13 protein-coding genes are annotated in these 21,206 nt (G+C 37.5%); 4 read left to right on the forward strand and 9 right to left on the reverse strand.

What is annotated here, in order from left to right; translation table 11 throughout:
• The first annotated feature begins 136 nt into the window (after window positions 1-136).
• From nuoE to E0946_RS02645, 3 genes are read left to right on the forward strand one after another with little or no spacing between them, the layout of a single operon-like run.
• Window positions 137-601, forward strand: a complete 465-nt coding sequence (gene nuoE / locus E0946_RS02635; RefSeq protein WP_133200922.1) for an NADH-quinone oxidoreductase subunit NuoE — start codon at window positions 137-139, stop codon at window positions 599-601.
• A 10-nt stretch (window positions 602-611) separates the two neighbouring features.
• Window positions 612-2,381, forward strand: coding sequence for an NADH-quinone oxidoreductase subunit NuoF (locus E0946_RS02640; RefSeq protein WP_133200923.1), 1,770 nt, complete (start codon window positions 612-614; stop codon window positions 2,379-2,381).
• A gap of 9 nt (window positions 2,382-2,390) precedes the next feature.
• The gene (locus E0946_RS02645; RefSeq protein WP_133200924.1) at window positions 2,391-5,729 is read left to right on the forward strand and encodes an FAD-dependent oxidoreductase; all 3,339 of its coding nucleotides are present in this window, start codon (window positions 2,391-2,393) and stop codon (window positions 5,727-5,729) included.
• 2 nt (window positions 5,730-5,731) lie between these two features.
• Here the strand turns inward: E0946_RS02645 and mfd are convergent, their stop codons facing one another.
• From mfd to E0946_RS02680, 7 genes are read right to left on the reverse strand one after another with little or no spacing between them, the layout of a single operon-like run.
• Window positions 5,732-9,133, reverse strand: a complete 3,402-nt coding sequence (gene mfd / locus E0946_RS02650) for a transcription-repair coupling factor (RefSeq protein ID WP_243713715.1) — start codon at window positions 9,131-9,133, stop codon at window positions 5,732-5,734.
• A complete protein-coding gene (locus E0946_RS02655) occupies window positions 9,133-11,319 on the reverse strand; it encodes an ATP-dependent helicase (protein WP_133200926.1) in 2,187 nt (728 codons plus the stop codon). The genes mfd and E0946_RS02655 overlap by 1 nt, the downstream gene beginning before the upstream one ends.
• A 10-nt stretch (window positions 11,320-11,329) precedes the next feature.
• Complete coding sequence (locus E0946_RS02660; RefSeq protein ID WP_133200927.1) at window positions 11,330-11,767, reverse strand: hypothetical protein; 438 nt, start codon at window positions 11,765-11,767, stop codon at window positions 11,330-11,332.
• 9 nt (window positions 11,768-11,776) lie between these two features.
• Window positions 11,777-12,361 carry a DUF5683 domain-containing protein gene (locus E0946_RS02665; RefSeq protein WP_207930813.1) on the reverse strand — a complete coding sequence of 195 codons (585 nt, stop codon included), beginning with the start codon at window positions 12,359-12,361 and terminating at the stop codon, window positions 11,777-11,779.
• 2 nt (window positions 12,362-12,363) lie between these two features.
• Window positions 12,364-13,773 carry a tetratricopeptide repeat protein gene (locus E0946_RS02670; protein WP_133200929.1) on the reverse strand — a complete coding sequence of 470 codons (1,410 nt, stop codon included), beginning with the start codon at window positions 13,771-13,773 and terminating at the stop codon, window positions 12,364-12,366.
• Window positions 13,770-14,507, reverse strand: a complete 738-nt coding sequence (locus tag E0946_RS02675; protein WP_133200930.1) for an MBL fold metallo-hydrolase — start codon at window positions 14,505-14,507, stop codon at window positions 13,770-13,772. The genes E0946_RS02670 and E0946_RS02675 overlap by 4 nt, the downstream gene beginning before the upstream one ends.
• Window positions 14,504-15,607 (reverse strand): glycosyltransferase family 4 protein, encoded by a 1,104-nt coding sequence (locus tag E0946_RS02680; RefSeq protein ID WP_133200931.1) that lies wholly within the window; start codon window positions 15,605-15,607, stop codon window positions 14,504-14,506. The genes E0946_RS02675 and E0946_RS02680 overlap by 4 nt, the downstream gene beginning before the upstream one ends.
• A 296-nt stretch (window positions 15,608-15,903) precedes the next feature.
• On the opposite strand from E0946_RS02680, the gene E0946_RS02685 reads away from it, so the two are divergent.
• Entirely contained in the window at window positions 15,904-18,333 is a 2,430-nt protein-coding gene (locus tag E0946_RS02685) for a YCF48-related protein (protein WP_133200932.1), read from the forward strand.
• A gap of 704 nt (window positions 18,334-19,037) precedes the next feature.
• Here the strand turns inward: E0946_RS02685 and lpxA are convergent.
• Both lpxA and E0946_RS02695 read right to left on the reverse strand, forming a co-directional pair.
• Window positions 19,038-19,811, reverse strand: coding sequence for an acyl-ACP--UDP-N-acetylglucosamine O-acyltransferase (lpxA, locus tag E0946_RS02690; RefSeq protein WP_133200933.1), 774 nt, complete (start codon window positions 19,809-19,811; stop codon window positions 19,038-19,040).
• A gap of 2 nt (window positions 19,812-19,813) precedes the next feature.
• Window positions 19,814-21,205: a bifunctional UDP-3-O-[3-hydroxymyristoyl] N-acetylglucosamine deacetylase/3-hydroxyacyl-ACP dehydratase gene (locus E0946_RS02695; RefSeq protein ID WP_133200934.1), complete on the reverse strand. Its 1,392-nt coding sequence runs from the start codon at window positions 21,203-21,205 to the stop codon at window positions 19,814-19,816.
• Window position 21,206 lies beyond the last annotated feature (1 nt).

Below are 21,206 nucleotides of genomic sequence, written 5' to 3' on the forward strand. Positions count from 1 at the left end.
AAAGGATGAGAATAGCTTTATACCTTGGTTCTATGCTTTTTATTTGACAAAGAGTTAAAATCCAGAGATTGGTCTCAAAAATGGGGTTCAGAATTGTTATCTGAAAGGACTCAGGAATATAGTTAAAGGAGTTGCAATGGAGCAAGACTTCATTTCTGTGGATGAAATATTGCAGGAATATGAGGGCAAAAAAGGTAATTTAATTCCAATATTACAGGCTGTTCAGCGTCAAAAAGGATATTTATCCAAATCGGATATACGCTATATCTCAGAAAAGATGCATATTCCCATTGCTGAAATCTATGGAGTGGTAACTTTCTATGCGATGTTTCGTCTGGAACCCCAAGGTGAACATATAATAAAAATTTGTAAAGGCACTGCTTGTCATGTGGCAGATGCGGATAGTATAAAAGAAGCTGTAGTGGATTATTTAAAATTGGAAGAAGGAGAACAAACTACAGCAGATGGTAAATTTACCGTTATGGAAGTTGCATGTCTGGGCTGTTGCTCTCTTTCTCCAGTGATAATGATAGACCAGCAAACTTTTGGGAAACTCACCCCCAATTCCATACCGGGGATTTTGAGTCGGTTTAAGAAATAGGTGAAAATATATGAGTGAGATTATAGTAAAAGTTGGTTTGGCAAGTTGTGGAAGAGCTGCTGGTGCAATGGAAGTTTATGATAAGCTAAAAGAGTATTTAGAGCAAAATGAAGGGGCTTATATATTAAAAAGGACCGGATGCATTGGTATGTGTTTTGAAGAACCGATTGTATCCTTAAGTGGTTCAGAAATAGGTGAAATCACACTTGGGAAAGTCAATGCAGAGAATGTAATAAATCTTATTGAAGAATATAGAAAGGACATAATTCCTTCTTCTAATATCATATTATCCGATAAGGTTGAAGCTTCTTGTAACGATTTATTTGCCTATCAACAGAGGATTGTTCTGCAAAACTGTGGAAGAATTGATCCCTTATCCATTGAAGATTATGAGGCTTCTGGAGGCTATCAAGCTTTGAGAAAAGCCCTTACTTTAAGTCCCCAAGAGATAATTAATGAAGTCAAGATATCAGGTTTAAGAGGAAGAGGTGGCGCAGGATTTCCAACTGGTCTGAAATGGTCCTTTGCTGCTTCTGCTAAGAGTGATATAAAGTATATTATCTGTAATGCGGATGAAGGTGATCCTGGTGCTTTTATGGATCGTAGTGTTTTGGAAGGGGATCCTCATAGAGTTCTGGAAGGTATGATTATTGGTGCCTATGCTATTGGAGCACATAAAGGATACATCTATTGTAGAGCAGAATATCCTCTGGCAATTGAACATCTAAAGATGGCAATTGTTTCTGCCCGGGAAAAGAATTATTTAGGGGATAATATACTGGGGACAGATTTCAGTTTTGAACTTTCTATCAAAGAAGGTGCTGGAGCATTTGTTTGTGGTGAAGAAACTGCACTTATGCAATCTATTGAAGGTAAACGCGGAATGCCTTCCATCCGTCCACCTTATCCAGCTGAATCAGGTCTCTGGGGTAAACCTACAAATATCAATAATGTTGAGACCTGGGCAAATATTCCCTGGATTATAAAAAATGGTGGAGAAGCTTTTAAGGCAATTGGGATGGAAAAATCTTCTGGAACAAAGGTCTTTGCTTTAGCCGGGAAAATTGCTGGTAGCGGATTAATAGAAGTGCCCATGGGAATAACCTTACGAGACATTATCTATAAAGTCGGTGGTGGTATGAAAACGGAAAAACCGTTTAAAGCAGTGCAATTGGGTGGACCTTCCGGAGGATGTATTCCTGCTGACTTGCTTGATATCCCTGTAGATTATGATAGTATCACAGCGACTGGTGCTATTATGGGCTCTGGTGGAATGGTAGTTATGGATTCTGGAACCTGTATGGTGGATGTAGCGCGCTATTTTCTCAATTTTACTCAGAATGAATCCTGTGGAAAATGCACTTTCTGCCGGATTGGAACAAGAAGAATGCTGGAAATATTAAACAGAATAACAGAGGGCAAAGGAGAACTTGAAGACCTGGATAGACTGGAAGAATTGGCGTTAAATATTAGTAAGGGTTCTCTTTGTGGGTTGGGACAAACAGCACCTAATCCTGTTCTCACCACTTTACGATACTTTAAGGATGAATATTTAGCACATATTGTAGATAAAAGATGTCCCGCTGGAGTTTGTACTTCTCTTCTGCATTATTACATCCTTCCAGAAAAATGTATTGGTTGCACTCTTTGTGCCAGAATGTGTCCTGTTTCCTGTATCTCTGGAAGTTTGAGACAAGTTCATATTATAGATCAAAGTAGATGTACCCATTGTGGGAATTGTTATAAAGCCTGTAAATTTGGTGCTGTAACCAGAGAGTAGGAGTTAAAAATGATTGAAGTGATACTTAATGGAAAGAAAATAGAAAGTGAAGCCGGAATTACTATTCTGGAACTGGCAAAAAGAAATGGCATTAAAATTCCAACTCTTTGTGATGATGAAGAGTTAAATCCATATGGTTCTTGCTGGGTCTGTTTAGTTGAAGTCAAAGGAAGAAAAGGTTTTGTAACTTCCTGTGGTACAACTATCGCCCCTGGAATGGAGATAATAACAGATAGTGCAGAAATTAGCAATGCCCGCAAAATGGCGCTGGAGCTACTCATCTCTAATCACTATGCGGATTGTGAAGCTCCCTGCAAACTTGCCTGTCCTGCTTTGGTGGATGTTCAAAGCTATGTTTCCTTGATTGTTAATGGTCAGTATCATGATGCGGTAAAAGTTATCAAAAAAACCTTACCTATGCCTCTTTCTATTGGAAGAATCTGCCCTGCTTTTTGTGAAAAGGAATGTCGTCGTCAGATTGTGGATGAGTCTATAGCCATTCGTCAATTAAAAAGGTTTGCAGCAGATGAAGATTTGAATGATGCGTGGAGTTATATTCCGGAGAAAAAGGAATCCACTGGCAAAAAGGTGGCTATCATAGGTGCAGGTCCTTCCGGTCTCACCTGTGGATACTATCTTTCTAATCAGGGATATGAGGTTAAGGTTTTTGAATCTGCTGCTGAAGCTGGTGGCTGGCTTCGTTATGGAATTCCAGAATACAGATTGCCCAAAGACATATTAGATAGAGAAATTGAATTGATGTGTTCCAATGGAATGGAGATAGAGTATAATATCAAACTTGGGCAAGACCTAAAATTAAATGAGCTCTCTCAAGCTTATGATGCAGTTTACTTAGCTATTGGTGCACAAAAAGCGGTTCCTTTTCCGGTCAAGGGTTCAGACCTGCAAGGTTGTTTTTTAGGAGTGGATTTCTTGAAAGCTCACAGCTTGGGACAAACTCCATATTTAGGTAAAAAGGTTGCTGTAGTAGGAGGTGGAAACACAGCTATTGATTGTGCCAGGACAGCTATTCGTCTGGGTTGTGAGGTAACCGTTATTTATAGACGAACTCGTCAGGAAATGCCAGCTGAACCAGAAGAAATAGAAGCTGCTGAAAAAGAAGGAGTAATCTTTCATTATCTAAGCAATCCGGTGGAATATATAGGCAGTGATGGCAAATTGCAACAAGTTAAGATTGAGAAAATGCAACTGGGAGAACCCGATTCCAGTGGAAGAAGAAGACCTGTTCCTACGGGAGAATACTTTCTGGAATCCTATGATTCTATCATTGCTGCTATCTCACAAATTCCAGAGGTAGAGATTTTTGCTCAAGAAGATAATTTTATCCAAGGACAGATTTTGCCTATAAGTCGCTGGCAAACCGCTATAGTAGATGAAAAAACTATGTATACAGGTCTGGCAAATGTCTTTGCAGGAGGAGATTTTCGCAGAGGTCCTGCAACTGCCATAGAAGCTATTGCAGATGGTTATTTTGCTGCTGAAGCTATAGACCGTTTCCTTAAAGGTCAAAAAATAGAGAAAGATACCTTCCGCTTTGACTCCAAGAAGGGTTATAAGATTCAGGACATCTCTCCTAAAGAATACAGGAAGTATGAAAAAATTGCCCGGGAGAAAATGCCTAATATACCGATAGATAAAGCAAAAAACTCTTTTGAAGAAGTTGAACTGGGATTTAATGAAATCTCGGCAAAATTTGAGGCAGAACGCTGTCTGGAATGTGGATGTCAGGTTAATGAAACCTGTAAATTGAGAGAATATTGCACTGATTTAAAAGTGGAAGCTCTGTCTTATCCCGGTACTATTAATAAATACTGCATAGATTATTCTCATCCTTATATCTTGCGCGACCCTAATAAATGCATTGATTGTGGCAGATGTGTGCGAATCTGTTCCGAAATTCAGGGTCCAGGTGTTCTTGGATATATTTATCGTGGTTTTTCTACTCTTATAGCTCCTGAATTTGGAGAATCGCTAACTAAGACTTCTTGTGAAAGCTGTGGTAAATGTATTGCTGTATGTCCTGTAGGAGCTTTGGTAGAAAGAAACATTAATTATAAATTGAATCCCTTAGAGAAAGAAAAAACAAAACAAAATTGTGGTATTTGCGGTATAGGCTGTTGTATCCAGTGCGAATGTCAATCAGGAGTGCCTGTTTTAATAGGAACTGATGAAAAAGCCCCTGGATTCAATGGACGCAATCTCTGTTTTAAAGGAAGATTTGGCTGGCAAGCTTTCTATACTGAAGAAAGATTAAAATCGCCTGTAGTTAAAAGAAAAGGGAAATGGGAACCGATAAACTGGCAAGAAACCTATTCCTTGCTGCAAGAAAAAGTGAAAGAGCTTTCCAGTTATGCTTTTGCCATCTCTCCTTTAATAACTCTGGAAGAGATGCTTATACTGGGAAAAGCAGCAAAAAATACTGGCTCTGTGCTTTATGCTTCTCAAGATTATCATTTCTTTAGCAGCCAATATCTCCCGCTTAAACCAAACCTTGAACCTTACCAGATATTTGAAGACTTTTCCGAATTTGTGGTAATAGGAGAAATTAGCCAGAACTTACGCACTCTCTTACGGTTGCAACAGAAAAAAGGCAAGAGATTGGTAAGTGTCCTATGTCAAAACTCCACGGCTCTGCATTTTGCGGATAAAGTCTATTCTTCCCTTTCTGCTTTGCAGGGTAATAAAAATCAGTTATTTATTTATAATATCAATCAGATAAGCGAGAAAGATATCTATGAGATATTGAATCTGGCAGTGTCTCTGGATTCAGGATTGGGAAATATACTGGAAAGTTCAGATTATCCCAATTATTATGGATTACAGCTTTTAAATTCTGAATGGAAAGATAATGTTGATGCTGAATTAATACTTAGTTACGGAACGAAGAGTAAGAAATTCTCTAATACGAAGTTCAGTGTAGAAATCCTTCCTTTTATTGATTCTTCCTCAGAGGCGGATTTGATTTTACCCCAACCTACTTATTTAGAGATAGATGGCACTGCTTTGGCTAATCAAGGATATATCACTCATTATTATAATCCAGCTAAGTCCAACCTGATTAATCAGATACTCCATCTATTCTTGCAACTGGGATGGATTCCTCCGGCTGGTGGAGATATGAACTACTGGAATCAATTAGCTGAAGATAGCCTTAAAGCTGGTTTTAATCATCAGCTGTATTCATATCAACCTGAGAAAATAGAGCAGAAAGATTTACGAGACTATGTTGTTTCAGCTAATGATATAGGTAATCAGAAGATAAATATATTCTATGAAAAGAGGAAAGAGCCGACTTCTTTTGAAAGAAGATTATATAAGAATAGATAAAATCAAGAGTTAATATACAACTGGAGTAGTTCTAAAGCATCAGCAAACTGGTCTTGATATTTCTTTTTCTCATCCAGCGAGATAGTTATTTTCAGACCCTTAGAGGCATCAATTCTAAGAACGCTCGGAGCTTTGGCAGTAAAAGAGAGCACTTTATCCCGTGGAGGAAGATTTTCAAGTTTGAACTCCATAGTGAGAACATTGTGCCGGACATAGCAATTTTGTAAATCTGCCTGTTTTGCCAGTATATTGAGTTTAAAATACATCAGCAACCAGGAAGCCTTATCTGGAAGAGGTCCAAAGCGGTCTTTCAATTCCTGCTCCAGATCTTCTATATCCTGTAAGCTATCTAATTCACTTAATCTACGATAGATAGTTAAGCGTTGTTCGTCATCACTTATGTAATCAGGAGGGAAATATAAATCTATTTCCGTGAAGAGTTTTCGCTGAGGCTTAGGAGTCTCAATCTGCTCAGCTATACTCTCTCCTTTCTGAACGGCAGCAATAGCATTTTCCAGCATATTATTGTAAAAGTTGAATCCTATTGATTGAATAATACCGCTCTGTTTGGTTCCTAAAATAGTTCCCGCACCTCTAAGTTCCAGGTCTCGCAAAGCCACCTGGAAACCTGCTCCTAAATAATCATATTGAGTTAGAGTCTCTAAACGTTTACGAGCTTCTGGAGTGGTCTTTCTGGAAATTAAAAGATAAGCATAGGCACGACGATTGGAACGCCCGACTCTTCCTCTCATCTGATAAAGTTGAGCTAAACCAAAGGTGTCCGCTCTATCTATAATAATAGTATTGGCATTGGGTATATCAATACCATTTTCTATAATAGTGGTAGAAATGAGGACCTGATATTCCCGATTGATGAAAGCTCCCATAATATCTTCCAGCTGCTTTTCAGGCATTTGGGCATGAGTGACGGCAAATTTAACTCCAGGCATAAGCTCTTTAAGTTGTTTAGCCACTGTCTCTATGGTCTGAATCCGATTATGGATGAAAAATACCTGTCCACCACGGTCAATTTCTCTTTGGATTGCTTCCCGGATAACTTCATCTTCTCTTAAAGTGATAATGGTTCTAATGGGCAGTCTTTCCTTAGGAGAAGTTTGCATCAGGGATATTTCTTTCAACTTTGCCAGAGCCATATTCATAGTTCTTGGAATGGGTGTTGCACTCATATAAAGTGTATCTACATTGGATTGCAATTTCCGCAATCTTTCTTTATGGCGCACCCCAAAGCGATGTTCTTCATCAATTATAAGTAGGCCAAGATTCTTGAAATGTATATCTCGGGAAAGAAGACGATGAGTTCCAATAGCAATGTCCACCTTACCCAGAGCCAGATCGGCTAAATCTTCTGCTATCTGACTGTTGCTACTGAAACGACTAAACATAGCTATCCGCACAGGATATTGAGCCAGTCTTTCTTTAAAAACGCGGAAATGCTGGTCTGCAAGAATGGTGGTTGGAACAAGCACAGCTACCTGATAACCAGAAGTGACCGCTTTAAAAGCTGCTCGGATAGCAACTTCAGTCTTTCCAAATCCAACATCACCACATAATAATCTTTCCATAGGGACAGGACTTTCCATATCTGCTTTAATCTCTTCAATAGACCTGAGCTGGTCTTCTGTCTCTTCATAAATAAAAGATTCTTCCAGTTCTTTTTGCCAGGGTGTATCTGTTTGATGAGCTATACCAATGCGTGAACTTCGTTCAGCGTATAGTTTTACTAAATCTGCAGCGATAAGTTCAATTTGTTCAGCTGCTTTTCTTTTCGTGTGTTGCCATTTAGTTGAACCTAAACGACTTAAAGTTGGAGCTACACCTTCTTCCGCTATATATTTAGTAACTAAATCCAATTGATAAGTGGGAACATAAACCCTATCATCGCCAGCATAACGCAGCACCAGACATTCGGTGTCCTGTCCATCCAATTTTATGATTTGTAATCCTTCAAAAACTCCTATTCCATGGTCAATATGGACAATATAATCTCCAGGTTTTAAGCTTTGATAATCAACAATCTCCTCTCCGGGAGGGAATCTTGGAGTGTAGCGTTTCCTTTTATAACGGTTAAAAATCTCATGGTCGGTCCAAAGAGCTAAACCTGCATCAGTAATAGTAAAACCTTCATGCAAGACGCCAATATAACTTTGAGGGCTACAATTATAATCTTCCAGAAGCTCCTGCATTCTTTTACTCTGACTGATATTATCAAAAAGAAGGATAGGATTAAAATGTTCTTTTTCCATTTGATTGAGAGCAGAAGCAAGAAGTGTAAGATTACCATTGAAAGAAGGTTGTGGCTCTATGGGAGCTTTAATGTTTTCAGAAGGGAAGGGCAGGATAAATTCACTTTGAGATAAAAACAAACTGGATTCTGGCTGACAAAGTTCCATTAACTTTTCTTCACCAGCGATAATTCCTTCAGGAGGACTCAATTTTGCTTTGGTAGTATATTTTAACTGGCGATGATATTCCAATTGTACCTGTTCAGTTAAGCGAGTTAGCTCTTCTTGGATATAGGGGAAATTACTAAAAAGAATCAAGCGGTTTTGAGCTTCAAAGTAGTCAGCGAAAGTGCTAAGTTTATCCAGCAAAAGACTATATTGATTTTCAATACCTTCATAAAAGCCAGTATTCTTTATTTGTGGCAAAAGAATAGAATGAGGACTAATATCATCCAGCGAAAATTCTCGAGATGGAAGTAAAGTGTAGGATTCCACTTCTCCAGGAATGGAACGTTGAGTATTAGGTGAAAAATAGCGCATAGAGACAATTTCATCACCAAAGAATTCAATCCTAACTGGTTTTAATTGAGGAGGACTGAAAATATCAATGATTCCTCCTCTGCGAGCCACTTGAAAAACTTTAGTTACTTGATATTGAACATCATAACCCATCCAGACCAGGTCTTGCATCAGTTTATCAGGAGAATACTCCATTTGAGGACGCAGTTCCTTGATATGCTTAGCAATATTTTCCAGAGGTGGCAACATACGCAGCAAAGAACGAATAGAAATATTGTAAACCGAAGGTGCACCCTGAAGGATATGATGAATACACATCATTCTTGTAGCACGAATGGAATAGTGAGGTGAACGTTCCTCATAAGGCAGCACTTCATACTCTGGAAGATAGAGAGCATTTTCCTGTCCAATAAGGGTGCAAAGGTCATCCCAGAGGTCTTCAGCCATTAAATCATCCTGAGAAACAATCAGGATATTCTTTCCTGTTTCTTTCCATAAATGCGCTGTTACCAGAGCTCTGGCACTCTGATTGAGATGATGAATCTGATAATGCTGCTTTGTTCCGATTAATTTAGAAAGTTTCTGGAAGAAAGGAGAAGCATTTAGATAAGGAAGAATTACCTCATAAAGCATTGGAGTCATTAAATTGGTTCGGGACTAACATAGCTGGCAATTATCTTGGCAAGTTTACCAGATGAGAAAGAGATAGTTAATCTTGCTTCAGGACCATTTCCATCAACATTTAATACTAACCCCGGTCCATATTCTGTATGCCAGACTTTTTGTCCTATATAAAATTGGTTATTATTTAAAGTTTTGGGCTTAGCATAAACCTTGTTAGCTGGTTTAGGCTTAAAAGTGACTGCATCATTATAACCAGCAAAAAGATTTGGGTCAAGTTCCTGAAGAAAGATACTCGGTTCAGTAAAATAAAAGCTGTCATATTTTCTGCGATATTTGGCATAACTTAGAAACAATCTACTTTTTGCTCTGGTTACACCAACATAAAGCAGTCTTCGTTCTTCTTCTATGCTATATTTACTGTTCATACTTCTTAAATGAGGCAGAAGTTCCTGTTCCAGACCGGTTATGAACACGCATTCAAATTCTAAACCCTTAGCATTATGCAGGGTCATCAGATAAACTGTATCTGCAGCTTCATTAACCCTGTCTATATCAGTTTGTAAAGCCACAAAGGGTAAAAAATCTTCCAGGAGCGGAGATTTATCATATTCTTCTATCCATCTTTCCGAGAACTCACTAACTGAACTTACAAATTCAATCAGATTTTCCACTCGTGAGATTTCCGCTGGATCCTGACTGTTTTTATAGTGATTAATAAGGTCCAACGAATCAATCACTTCTTTAACTAAATCCAGCACAGGTGTGCTCTCTGCTTTTCTGTGCCAATCTTCCAGTTTTTCCGCAAACTCAGCGATTTTCTTTTTGATTCCTGGTTGAATGGATTGAATTGCTTGGACATTTTGTATTGTTTGATAAAGTGATAGATGATTTTGAGAAGCAAATTCCATCAATCTATTTATAGAAACAGAACCAATACCTCTGGGAGGTTCATTTATAATTCTTAAGAGGCTATTATTATCCGAAGGATTAAATATCACAGTGAGATAAGCCAGTAAATCTCTTATCTCTTTCCTTTGATAGAAATGAACGGTTCCGACAATGGTGTATGGTATATTGCGTTGCAAACAGGCATATTCAAACACCCTGGATTGTGCATTGGTGCGATATAAAACGGCTATTTCCCGAAAAGGAATACCTTCTTCATGCAATTGTAAAATCAGGTCAGCAGTCTTGTTTGCTTCTTCCATATCATCTTCATATACAAAGAGTTCTGGTTTGTAGCCTTCTCCCAGTTCAGACCAGAGAGTTTTACTGTGACGATGACGATTGTTTAAGATTATAGCATTTGCCAGTTCAAGAATATGGCTCGTGCTTCTATAGTTTTGTTCCAATCTGATAGCGATAGCATCAGCATAGTCTTTTTCAAATTCAAGGATATTACGGATAGTGGCACCCCGGAAGCTATAGATAGCCTGGTCATCATCACCTACCACACATATTCTCTGGTGTTCAGCAGCAATCTGATGCACTATTTCAAATTGAGCATAATTGGTATCCTGATACTCATCAATCATTACATACTGAAATTGCTGCTGGTATTTTTTCCGCACTAACTCATTGTTTTGGAGAAGTTTTGCCGTATAGAGTAGCAGGTCATCAAAATCTAAGGCATTATTCAGCAAGAGATTCTGCTGGTAAAGTTCATATATTTTTGGGACCGTCCGGTCAAGTTTATAGTTTTCCATTGAGATTTCAAGGTTATACTCATTTAAATCTTCTGGCAAAAGGAGCCTGTTTTTATAACTGCTGATGCGATTTAATACAGGTTGCAGAGGGAAACGCTCTCTGTCCAGACTATGTTCTTTATATATCTTTTTCAATAGGGATAACTGGTTATTTTCATCATAAATAGAAAAGTTCTGTCTAAAGGGAAGAAAGGAAGCTTCATTTCTCAAGATACGAGTGCAAATATGGTGAAAAGTTCCAACCCACAGGTTTTGTACAGAATAACCGAGAATATTTTGCAGTCTTTCCTGCAATTCCTTTGCCGCTTTATTGGTGAAAGTGACCATAAGAATATTCTTAGGTGGCACTTTTTTTTCTTTGATCAGCCAGGCACAACGATAAATTAAGGAACGAGTTTTTCCACTACCTGCTCCTGCCAAAACCAGAAGAGGTCTTTCTGTTTCCAAAACAACCTGGAGCTGCTGTTCATTCAGCTCCTGTTTAAAGTCTGTATGCATAGATGGTTATCTAAAGAGGAACCCGCACAAAACGTGCTTCACTCAGTCTGCCCTCTAACCTTCCTATATATTGATGAGTATTGATGTCGTAAATATCTTTATAGCCTGAAACTCTGTACCAGTAATCTCCTGGTAAAACAGTATGCCAGGCTTTAGAACCGTGATTACATTCATTGGTATAAACTGTATCAACACAGGTGTAATTAGCTGAATAAGCTAACCCCCGATAAACTTTGTATCCATCTGTATTTTCTGGATTATTGGCAGTCCATCGAATAATCACATATTTATGAGTTGCTCCAGGAGGAGAAGCAGTGCAAGAAATATCACGAACTTCATCTGGAACTATTACATTAGGATTGCCCACAGGGTCCAGAGGATTATTTCTCTGTAAACAGGACCCAATGAAAAGAGTAATAACTATCAATAAAATTATTTTAAATTTCATTATAATATCCTAAAATTGTAATCGGATTCCACCAGGTGTCAAGGTAACGGTTTTTTGACTATATTTTTCCAAAATCTCTTGCCAGACCTGAGCATTGTAATCCTCTGTGGTCTGAATAACATCAAAGATATTATAAGCCCAGATGACTCCTCCTAATCCCATGAAGAGCAATGAGTAAAAACGCTGGTCCTGAGCCTTGTCAAAATAATCCTCTATCTGTTCAATCTGATTAGCTTGCATATATTTGTTATAGTAATAATTACTCTTATCATAAAAGTAAAGTGAAACACCCAGAGAAAGAACTTCCGTGCCTAAAATAACAGAACCTTTGAGATTATCTTTACAGGCTAATTGTCCCCAACCCGGAATTACAACTGATTTAAGGACTGTAGGGCGAAGAGGATTGGATTGCATTTCGTAAATCTGGAGTAATTGCTGACGATGCATTAAATCTTCACGATAGCGAAGACGATCTCTCCAATCCTGCCATCCATATTTAGTGGTATCAGCAAAGACATTAATATCAAATTGAGTCTGAGCAGTAAGCATAACCGTCAGAAATAGTAAAAGAGATATTAGCATAAACTTTCGCATCATTACTCCATTGTCTTTTCTGAAAGTTTGTTTAAAGGTGTCAGACTACCATCTCTAAGATTGACTAACCACACATAATAATAGGACACGGTTGGAGTTATTAAGTCATAACGTGCTTCATATTTCAAAGGATTGGAGGTAATCATAATTTTCCAGCCAGAGTCTTGTACCTCTGAGGGATCAAACATCTTTAGCAGTTCCTGTTTCTGTTTTTGTATACGAGTGTTTATTATTCCGCCTTTATACTGATTAATAATGCGTTTAGTAAAAGCAATAGGGTCAGCTTGAGCCTCAATTAGGTTTTGCATTTGAGAAATTTTATTAGTCAATTCTGGACGACTATCCAGACTATTTGCCTGCCTATACAATTTTAGAGCTTCGCTATACTTACCAGCGAGTTCTGCTTTTTCTGCTTGAGCATAAAGTTCATTAGCCCGAGCCACATTTTCTTTAATAGTATTTAACCGAGCAATAGCCTGTTTGGCAGGAGGATAATCTGGTATAATATCAAACGCTTTTTGATAATGAATTAAAGCATTATCATAATCTCGTTGTCTAACTAATTCATCACCTTTTTGCACAAAGAGTGAAGCCATCTGTTCTATGCGCTTTTCAGCCTCTACTTTGCGGGAAGGGTCATACTGAATAGCAATACGAAAGAGTCGTTCTGCCTCTAAATAGTTTTGCTGTTGTAACGAGTTTTCCGCTTGTCCCATATAGGCTTCACAAATCATTTTATTAATAGCCTGCGGGTCTCCAACGGGATATTTTTGCAGTTCAAAAAGAATATTTAAGGCATCACTATAGTAACCGGAAGAGTAAAGACGTCGGGCATAATTCATACGGGAGGGGATAATTCTGTCAATCTGTTTACGAGCAGCCACCTCATATACATTATTAGGGTAATTATTGTATAGAGTCATATAATCTTGCCAGGCTTGCTCATAATCTATAAAGGTATCCAGAAGGAAGCTAATTCTTCTACTTAGCATCTCAGCAGTGAGTTCAGAATGAGGAATCTCTCGCAGAATAGTGTTTACCAGATTGAATGAAAGTTCCAGTTCCCCTTCCTCCAAAGCTTTATCAGCAAGTTTTTTATAGACATCAGCTAAAACCTTATCCGCTTCTTCTGAATTGGCAAGTTTAAGAAACTTTATACTCAAATCCCAATTTTCCAGTTCAATAGCTCTTAGACCTAATTCGTAATAGCATTGACTTCTGAGAATTTCACCACGGGTTATAAGAGCTCCATTTTTTCCTGTCTGAATATAGTTATCCAGCTCCTGAATAGCGGCAGCATAACGTTTATTTTTATAGTGGTCTTCTGCACTGTTCAATTGATTGATTTCGCAGGCAGAAATAATCAATAAAACTACGCTTAAAAGAATAAAGATAATGTATTTATATTTCATATAATGTAGGTGATATCTTCTTGAGCAAATTCAAACATATCTATTGGGTTTTCAAAAAGGAAAGCCTGTAAAGTAGGAGAGATACCGTGCGTTAATAACACTCTTTTAATACCAGAATATTGCAGTCTTATTATCTGGTCAGCTTCCGGATGCTGTGCATCAATAATAACTGTATGGCAATTACGTATGAGGAATTGAACGCTTTCAACTTTATTAATATCAGAGGTATAAGCGAGAGAGCCTTCAGGACCAGAAATGCGGAAAGCATAGGAATGTAGAAGATTCGGTAGTTTACTCTCATTCACTAAATCTTCGTATTCAAGTAAATGGTCAGTCAGAGCCACATTAACTTCTTCATAATATAATTCACTTTCTTCACAATCCAGAATATGAAGGGGGAAGGTAAATTTCTGGATAAAGGTATAGAGGAATTGCAGTGTTTCTACCAGAGCTGCAGGTCTTTCAGGTAGAAAAAGTTGTAGTGGTTTTTCTCTTTTTTGTATCTTCAGCATCTGTAAAAGCATAAATAACCCTGAAATATGGTCAGGATGATAGTGACTGATAAAGATTGCATCCAAAACATTATTATCTAAATGATGTTTTAGTAATTGCTGGGAAACTCCTTCACCACAATCAAAAAGAAGATGCTTCCCATTTACATTAACATATAAACTGCTTTGATTTTTTCCCAATTCCGGCATTCCGGACCCTGTACCTAAAAGAATAAATTTCATTTTAATGACCTTCCTGTTTTTTGTTGATTGATAGGTATGACAATTGGTATCTGATCAAGCTTGTGTCCTAAAAATAGGAAAAACAAGGTAAACATAATAGCCGTAGCAATAAGTAGAACTCCATTTCCTGTAATAAAAATTATAACCGTAGTCAGAACAATCATTAGATTAAGAGCATAAACAATTATAGCAGTGATTTTAACTGAGCCCAACATTGTGAGGAGACGATGTGTGGAATGGTCTCTACCGCCTTGACTTATATGTCTTCCATCACGAGTGCGAGTGTAGCTGACCAAACAAATATCAAATATTGCATAGCTTAAAAGTAATACAGGTAGAAGGTAGAAGATATTATTTTGGCGAGTTAAAACGGCAAATCTGCCCATAAGAATTCCCATAGAAGAGAGAAAATATCCTATGAACATAGAACCAGCATCACCTAAAAAAATCTTGGCAGGATTGAAATTATAAGGTAAGAAACCTAAGGTCGCACCAGCAAAACTAAGGGATATCAATCCAATGAATGCCATTTCTGAACTGTTTGAACCAGTTATATTGGCTAAACTAAAAGCAAAGTAACCCAAACCTAATATTCCTGCCATTCCACTTAAAATCCCATCCATATTATCTAAAAAATTCATTGCATTCATTAGTCCTACCATCCAGAGAACCATTAAAGGCAAGGAAATATAGATGGACCCGAACATATGATTCAATTCAGCTATCCTGAAACTACTTAATATAAAAATTAGACTGACTGTTATCTGTCCCAGAAGTTTAATCGCTGGATGCATTCCAAATTTATCATCAATTAATCCTAAAACAGTAATGAGTAATCCTCCAAGTAGATAGCCAATCATAGGGAGATCAAAATAACGATTAGGTGATATTGCCACATCATATATACACAATAAAGAAAAACCAATAAACACACTTAATCCACCCAAAAGTGGTGTCTTCTGCTGGTGTATTTTTCTTGCTGCAGGTTTATCTTCAAAGTTTAAAGCTCGTGCCAATTTAATTATAAAAGGCGTTAAGCCATAAACAAATAAGAAGGACATAATGAATACACTCAAGTATTCCCATGTCCGATTTTCCATATTAATTCTCCCTTTTATATTTAATCAAACTTCTTTGCCACTTGTTTTTTGTCAATCCAAAAGGAAGTTTATGAAGCTCTTGAAAAATTAATTAATTCTTATAAGAGTTTTCTAATTAATTATGTATCTCTTATATGCTGATTTAGGATGCTTAAATTAATGGAGGGAAGATAAGAAAAAGAAAGAAAAAATTTCAGCATTAGGCACGAATAATGCTTTCATAAAGATATTAGATATGAAAAATATTAAATGACTTCAAAATATGCAAATTTAATTATTTCAATATAGGAGAAAAAATGAAGAAGTTAATACTTGTAATGACTATTGTCTTATTATGCTCAATGGCTTTTGCTTGGGACTTAATCAGACAGACAGCTTTTCCGACAAATTTTTATTGCCTGGAAAAAATTGGTAATACTTATTGGGCGGGAGGTTATGTAGGTGCGGTAGCAAAGTCAACTGATAATGGTTTAACCTGGCGATTTGTGGAAACCCCAGCTTATAATGCATCGGCTAATAATTATAAAGATGTATGGGATATAGATTTCATTAACGATATGCAAGGTATTTTGGTGGGAGACGATGGTTTAGTTGCTCTCACTAATGATGGAGGTGCCAGCTGGACTTGGCCTCAAAGTGCGCAAAATATTATTGGCACGAGCAGAATGTACGGAGCAGTATATTTTCCCGATGGAAGAATTTGGATTTGTGGTTATGATGGGAAGATTGGTTATTCACCTGATTTTGGAGTCACTTGGAGCCTTCAAGCACAAGGCGTAACCACTGTAGCTTGCTATGGTATATCTATGAATGAATCAGGAGTTGGTTTTGTTGCTCTGAATAAAGGGACTCCTAGTCAATCCAAGATTTTAAGGACCACTAATTTTGGTCAAACTTGGAATTTAATTAATCTTACGGTAACCGACAATCCTTCTTTTAATAAGGTTCGTCAATTTGGGAATAAAGTGGTGCTATGTGGAGATAAGGGTTGCATAAGTTACAGCAATGATAATGGTGTAAATTGGACTCACTATTATGGAGCCGGAGGTACCGGCACATCAATGCGTGATGTAGTAATGGAAGGGAATGTGGGTTATGCCGTAGGAAGAAATGCCACCATTATCAAGACTACAGATGGTTGGGCTACTTGGCAACTTCTCAATCATAATGCCACCGTCTATATTGAAGGAATAAAATTCCGTAATGATGGAAGTTTACTTGCCTGTGGCTGGCAAGGAACTTTGATGTTATCTACTGATGAAGGAATAACCTGGGAAGATCTGGTTCCTAATGCTATTGACCTCTGGCAAGCAGATGTTTTGGACGCTAATAATTGGTATATAGTAGGAGATAAAGGAACAATTTTAAGAACAATGGATGGTGGTCACACCTTAATAAAGAAAAATATTTCAGGTAGTACCAGTCTCTTTTATACCTGCTATTTTAAAAATGTAAATGAGGGTTGGGTTACTGGAAAGACCAGTGGTAATATTTATCACACTGTAAACGGTGGTGACAACTGGTCAGTTTTTACAATTCCGGGAGTCTCTTCAGCTAAAGCTTTTTACAAAATCTTCTTTGTTAATGACCAAGTTGGATATATTGTTGGCTTAGGTGGTAAGGTGACCAAGACTACTGATGGTGGTGAAACCTGGTTTACTGTAGGAGATAATATTAGTACTTCTGCTAATCTTTATTGCACTTACTGGAAAAATGAATTGAATGGTTATGCTGGAAGTGGCGGTGGTGTACTTTATATAACAAATGATGGAGGTGTCACTTGGAGTTCCATTACTGTGGGTGCAAATGCTAATATTCGTGATATTTATTTTCGTGATGCCAATAATGGCGTTTTAGTTAAAGATGGCGGTGAAATTTATTATACTACAACAGGTGGAAATACAGCTGCAAGCTGGTTAGCGGCAACGGAACAAGCTGTGGGGCATATGATGAGTGTAACCTGTGATCATAATGGTGTATTTTGGGCAGCAGGTTATAGCTCAAATCCCAGTCAACAAGGCAATAGTTGGGCTTTATTAAAATCTTTTGATAATGGAGCAACCTGGCAAGAAGAGGGTTTTCCTCCTTTAACCTTTAATCCTACTCAGCTAACTAATATCAGTACTGGTGGAGGGAAGCTTGTCGTAGTAGGTAAAAATAATGTTATCCTGGCTCAATTAGAAGTGCCCGAACATGTGACTTTAATTTCTCCTCCGGATAATAGCGTAGGACTTGATCCCAATAATGTAATCTTGACTTGGGCTCCATCACCTTATGGTTCTGTGGCTGCTTATTATGGAGTGTATATAGCTCCAGATCCTGAAACTTTATTTGATTATTATTATTTTGAAACTACCGAAACCAGTTTTAACCTTTCTGCAGCTCCTGGAGTTAACCTGGGTTATGGTAATACCTGGTATTGGGCAGTTTTACCTGTTAATGAAATTATGGATACTCCTGATCCCAATTCCGATAATTTTATGATTTGGCGTTTTACTACCCAAGCACAAGAAACCTTAGAACCTCCCTCTTTAAGAATTGAAAAAGTGAATAATCAAATAAAACTTTCCTGGGATGCAGTGCAGGGAGCTACCTCTTATAAAATTTTTGGTGCTTCTGATCCTTACGGAAACTATACTTTAATTACCTCAACTACCAGTTTAAATTATATCATAACCAACCCTGGTAATATGCAATTCTTTAAAGTTATAGCTACTAACGAATAGTTCTTAAAACTATAGATAATAGTAAGATAAAACCTGCTGAGCCCCTTTAAATTTATAAGCTCAGCAGGTTATTTTTTATCCAACTAAATCTACTTTCCCTTTTCTAAATTATTTTTAATCCTGCTTGCCTTTTATAGAATTTAGTCTTAATATCTTGCTTTTTAGCTATAAATAACTTCACTCGCCCTTAGACTTATATCTCCCATTCATATTTTAGTTATATCCAGCTTATGACCGATTTCGGACATGAGTTGGACATAAGCTGGACATGAGCTGGACATAAGCTGGTCATAAATTAGATATCAAGAGTTAAGGAATAGAGATAGTTCACAAAATGAGAAAAGAAGTTTTCACCTCTCACCAGATAAAATAAAGGATATAAAGTCTATTTGGACTTATTTTATTTTGTTCTTAATCAATAAGATAGCTTTAATTATCAGAGAATGGCAGAAAAATAATTGATTCAAAAAAATAGAGTGGTTATATATAGATTACTCTTTTATAATTAAATGGAATAAAAAGGATTTAGCTGGGAAAAAATATTCACCAGGAATCTATGTATGAAGGATTAAATGAAAGAGTTTTTTGCTAACAAAAAAAGGTGGCTCTGCTAACCTAGAATATTTTAATGTCCTACGCTAAAGTTTTGTCCAGTTATAGACGCCACTTAAAGGAGAGTTTTATGTATTTTAGGAAGGCAAAGTTTATCGAGAAAGACCTCTTTCGCACTTTCTGATAAATTCAACAAAAACTTTTTGTTCAGGAGTTAAATCGCTCCAGGTTTCTACTTCTGCTAAAGCTTGAGAAGTATTCAAACCTTCAGAATAAAAGAGTTTATATACCTTCATTATGGCATTTTGGGCTTCGTTAGAAAAGCCTCTCCGGGTCAAACCTACGGTGTTTAAGCCAACAGTTTTGTAAGGATTACCTTGTCCTCTGGTGTAAGGTGCGATATCTTTTTTGACTGCAGAAGCTCCACCAACGAAGGCATAAGTTCCTATATGGACGAATTGATGGATAGCGGTTAAGCCTCCAATAGTGGCATAATCCTGAACAATTATATGTCCTGCCATCTGAACAGTGTTTGCCACCACACAATGAGAACCGATATGACAATTATGTGCAATATGTACATACTCCATCAATAGGTTGTCATTTCCGACTATAGTAAATTCTCCTTCTTGATTGGAACGATTTATAGTGACAAATTCGCGGATAATATTACGGTCTCCTATTTTCAGTCCTGTAGGCTCGCCACGATATTTTAAGTCCTGAGGATCTGTACCAATAACAGCATAAGAAAAGATACGATTCTCATTACCGATTTCTGATTTGCCCATAATAACCACACTGGAGATGAGGACATTACGATCTCCTAAGATGACTTCTGGTCCAATATGGCAATAGGGTCCGATTTCACAATCTTCGCCAATAGTAGCACCTTTTTCTATGATAGCGGTAGGATGAATTCTGGTCATAATTACTTCTTTTGCAGTATTGCCATAAAATCGCCTTCTGCCACTTTTTCGTGACCTACAAAGGCTTCGCCGCGCATTTTGGAAAGATTTGGTTTTAAAGAAATAACCCTCATTTCATAACGGAGGGTATCACCTGGCATAACTGGTTTACGAAATTTTACATTATCAATGGACGCAAAATAAGCAACATACTTGGAAGGGTCATCCATCTGATTGAGTAACATTATTCCACCAGTTTGTGCCATACCTTCTATGATGAGCACACCAGGCATTATGGGATGACCGGGAAAATGTCCCTGGAAAAAGGGCTCGTTTATAGTTACATTCTTAATTCCGACAATGGATTCGTTTGGTTTGAAATCAATGATTTTATCTACCAGTAAGAAAGGATAACGATGAGGTATTATGCGCATAATAGCATTGGCATCAAAGATTACATCTTTAGAGTTATCCTTTTGATATTGCTTCTTAAGTTCCTGAGTAAGTTGCATCTGGCGGAGTTTTTTTACCAGCTCAACATTGGTCTTATGACCGCTTCGTGCTGCTAAAATATGACCTTTTATAGGCACTCCCAGCAGAGCTATGTCTCCAATAAGGTCTACTACTTTATGACGCACAAATTCATTGTAGTAATGTAAGGGATGATTGTTCAGGATACCTTCAGGAGAGATAGTAACTTTTTCATGATAACCGAAGATTTCCTGTATATGCTGTAGTTCTTCTTCAGTCATATTCGGGTCTGCTATTACTAATGCATTGTCCAGAGAACCACCCTTAATCAATCCCTTCTCCTTCAACTCAAGAACTTCATTTATGAAACAAAAGGTACGGGCAGCGGCAAAATCTTTTTCAAAATGTTTGATATCAGGTAACCAGGTATATTGAGTTCCCAGATAAGGATGTTTATAATCAATCATAAAGGTGACCTTGAGTTCATTTGAAGGAACAATTACAATATCCACATTTTCTTCGGGAGCAGAATAGCTTATAGGTTCATCAAATTCAAAGTATACTCTTTCTGCATCCTGTTGCACAAGACCAGCCTTTTTCAAAAGATTTAAAAATACAATAGCAGAACCATCAGCAACCGGGGCTTCTGGTCCATCAATTTCAATCCTGATATTATCTATGGATAATCCCTTAATCGCAGCAAGTACATGTTCAATAGTAGCAACAGTGGCATCTTTAACTCCGATAGTAGTGCCTCTTGAAATATCCACCACATGGTCAATATCAGCAGGAATTTCAGGCTTATCGGGCAAATCTATCCGGATAAAGACGATACCTTCATCTTTTCTTGCTGGTTTAAAAGTAATAGTGGAAATTTCTCCTGTATGCAACCCAATTCCGGTGTAGGAAACTGGAGTCCTAATCGTATTCTTATACTCTGTCATA

Source organism: Candidatus Syntrophosphaera thermopropionivorans (assembly GCF_004353895.1).
Classification (GTDB): Bacteria; Cloacimonadota; Cloacimonadia; order Cloacimonadales; family Cloacimonadaceae; genus Syntrophosphaera; species Syntrophosphaera thermopropionivorans.

What these genes read in the sequence shown, in the direction of transcription:
- nuoE (WP_133200922.1), top strand. Translation starts at nt 137, where the DNA reads ATGGAGCAAGACTTCATTTCTGTGGATGAAATATTGCAGGAATATGAG.
- E0946_RS02640 (WP_133200923.1), top strand. Translation starts at nt 612, where the DNA reads ATGAGTGAGATTATAGTAAAAGTTGGTTTGGCAAGTTGTGGAAGAGCT.
- E0946_RS02645 (WP_133200924.1), top strand. Translation starts at nt 2,391, where the DNA reads ATGATTGAAGTGATACTTAATGGAAAGAAAATAGAAAGTGAAGCCGGA.
- mfd (WP_243713715.1), bottom strand. Translation starts at nt 9,133, where the DNA reads ATGACTCCAATGCTTTATGAGGTAATTCTTCCTTATCTAAATGCTTCT.
- E0946_RS02655 (WP_133200926.1), bottom strand. Translation starts at nt 11,319, where the DNA reads ATGCATACAGACTTTAAACAGGAGCTGAATGAACAGCAGCTCCAGGTT.
- E0946_RS02660 (WP_133200927.1), bottom strand. Translation starts at nt 11,767, where the DNA reads ATGAAATTTAAAATAATTTTATTGATAGTTATTACTCTTTTCATTGGG.
- E0946_RS02665 (WP_207930813.1), bottom strand. Translation starts at nt 12,361, where the DNA reads ATGCGAAAGTTTATGCTAATATCTCTTTTACTATTTCTGACGGTTATG.
- E0946_RS02670 (WP_133200929.1), bottom strand. Translation starts at nt 13,773, where the DNA reads ATGAAATATAAATACATTATCTTTATTCTTTTAAGCGTAGTTTTATTG.
- E0946_RS02675 (WP_133200930.1), bottom strand. Translation starts at nt 14,507, where the DNA reads ATGAAATTTATTCTTTTAGGTACAGGGTCCGGAATGCCGGAATTGGGA.
- E0946_RS02680 (WP_133200931.1), bottom strand. Translation starts at nt 15,607, where the DNA reads ATGGAAAATCGGACATGGGAATACTTGAGTGTATTCATTATGTCCTTC.
- E0946_RS02685 (WP_133200932.1), top strand. Translation starts at nt 15,904, where the DNA reads ATGAAGAAGTTAATACTTGTAATGACTATTGTCTTATTATGCTCAATG.
- lpxA (WP_133200933.1), bottom strand. Translation starts at nt 19,811, where the DNA reads ATGACCAGAATTCATCCTACCGCTATCATAGAAAAAGGTGCTACTATT.
- E0946_RS02695 (WP_133200934.1), bottom strand. Translation starts at nt 21,205, where the DNA reads ATGACAGAGTATAAGAATACGATTAGGACTCCAGTTTCCTACACCGGA.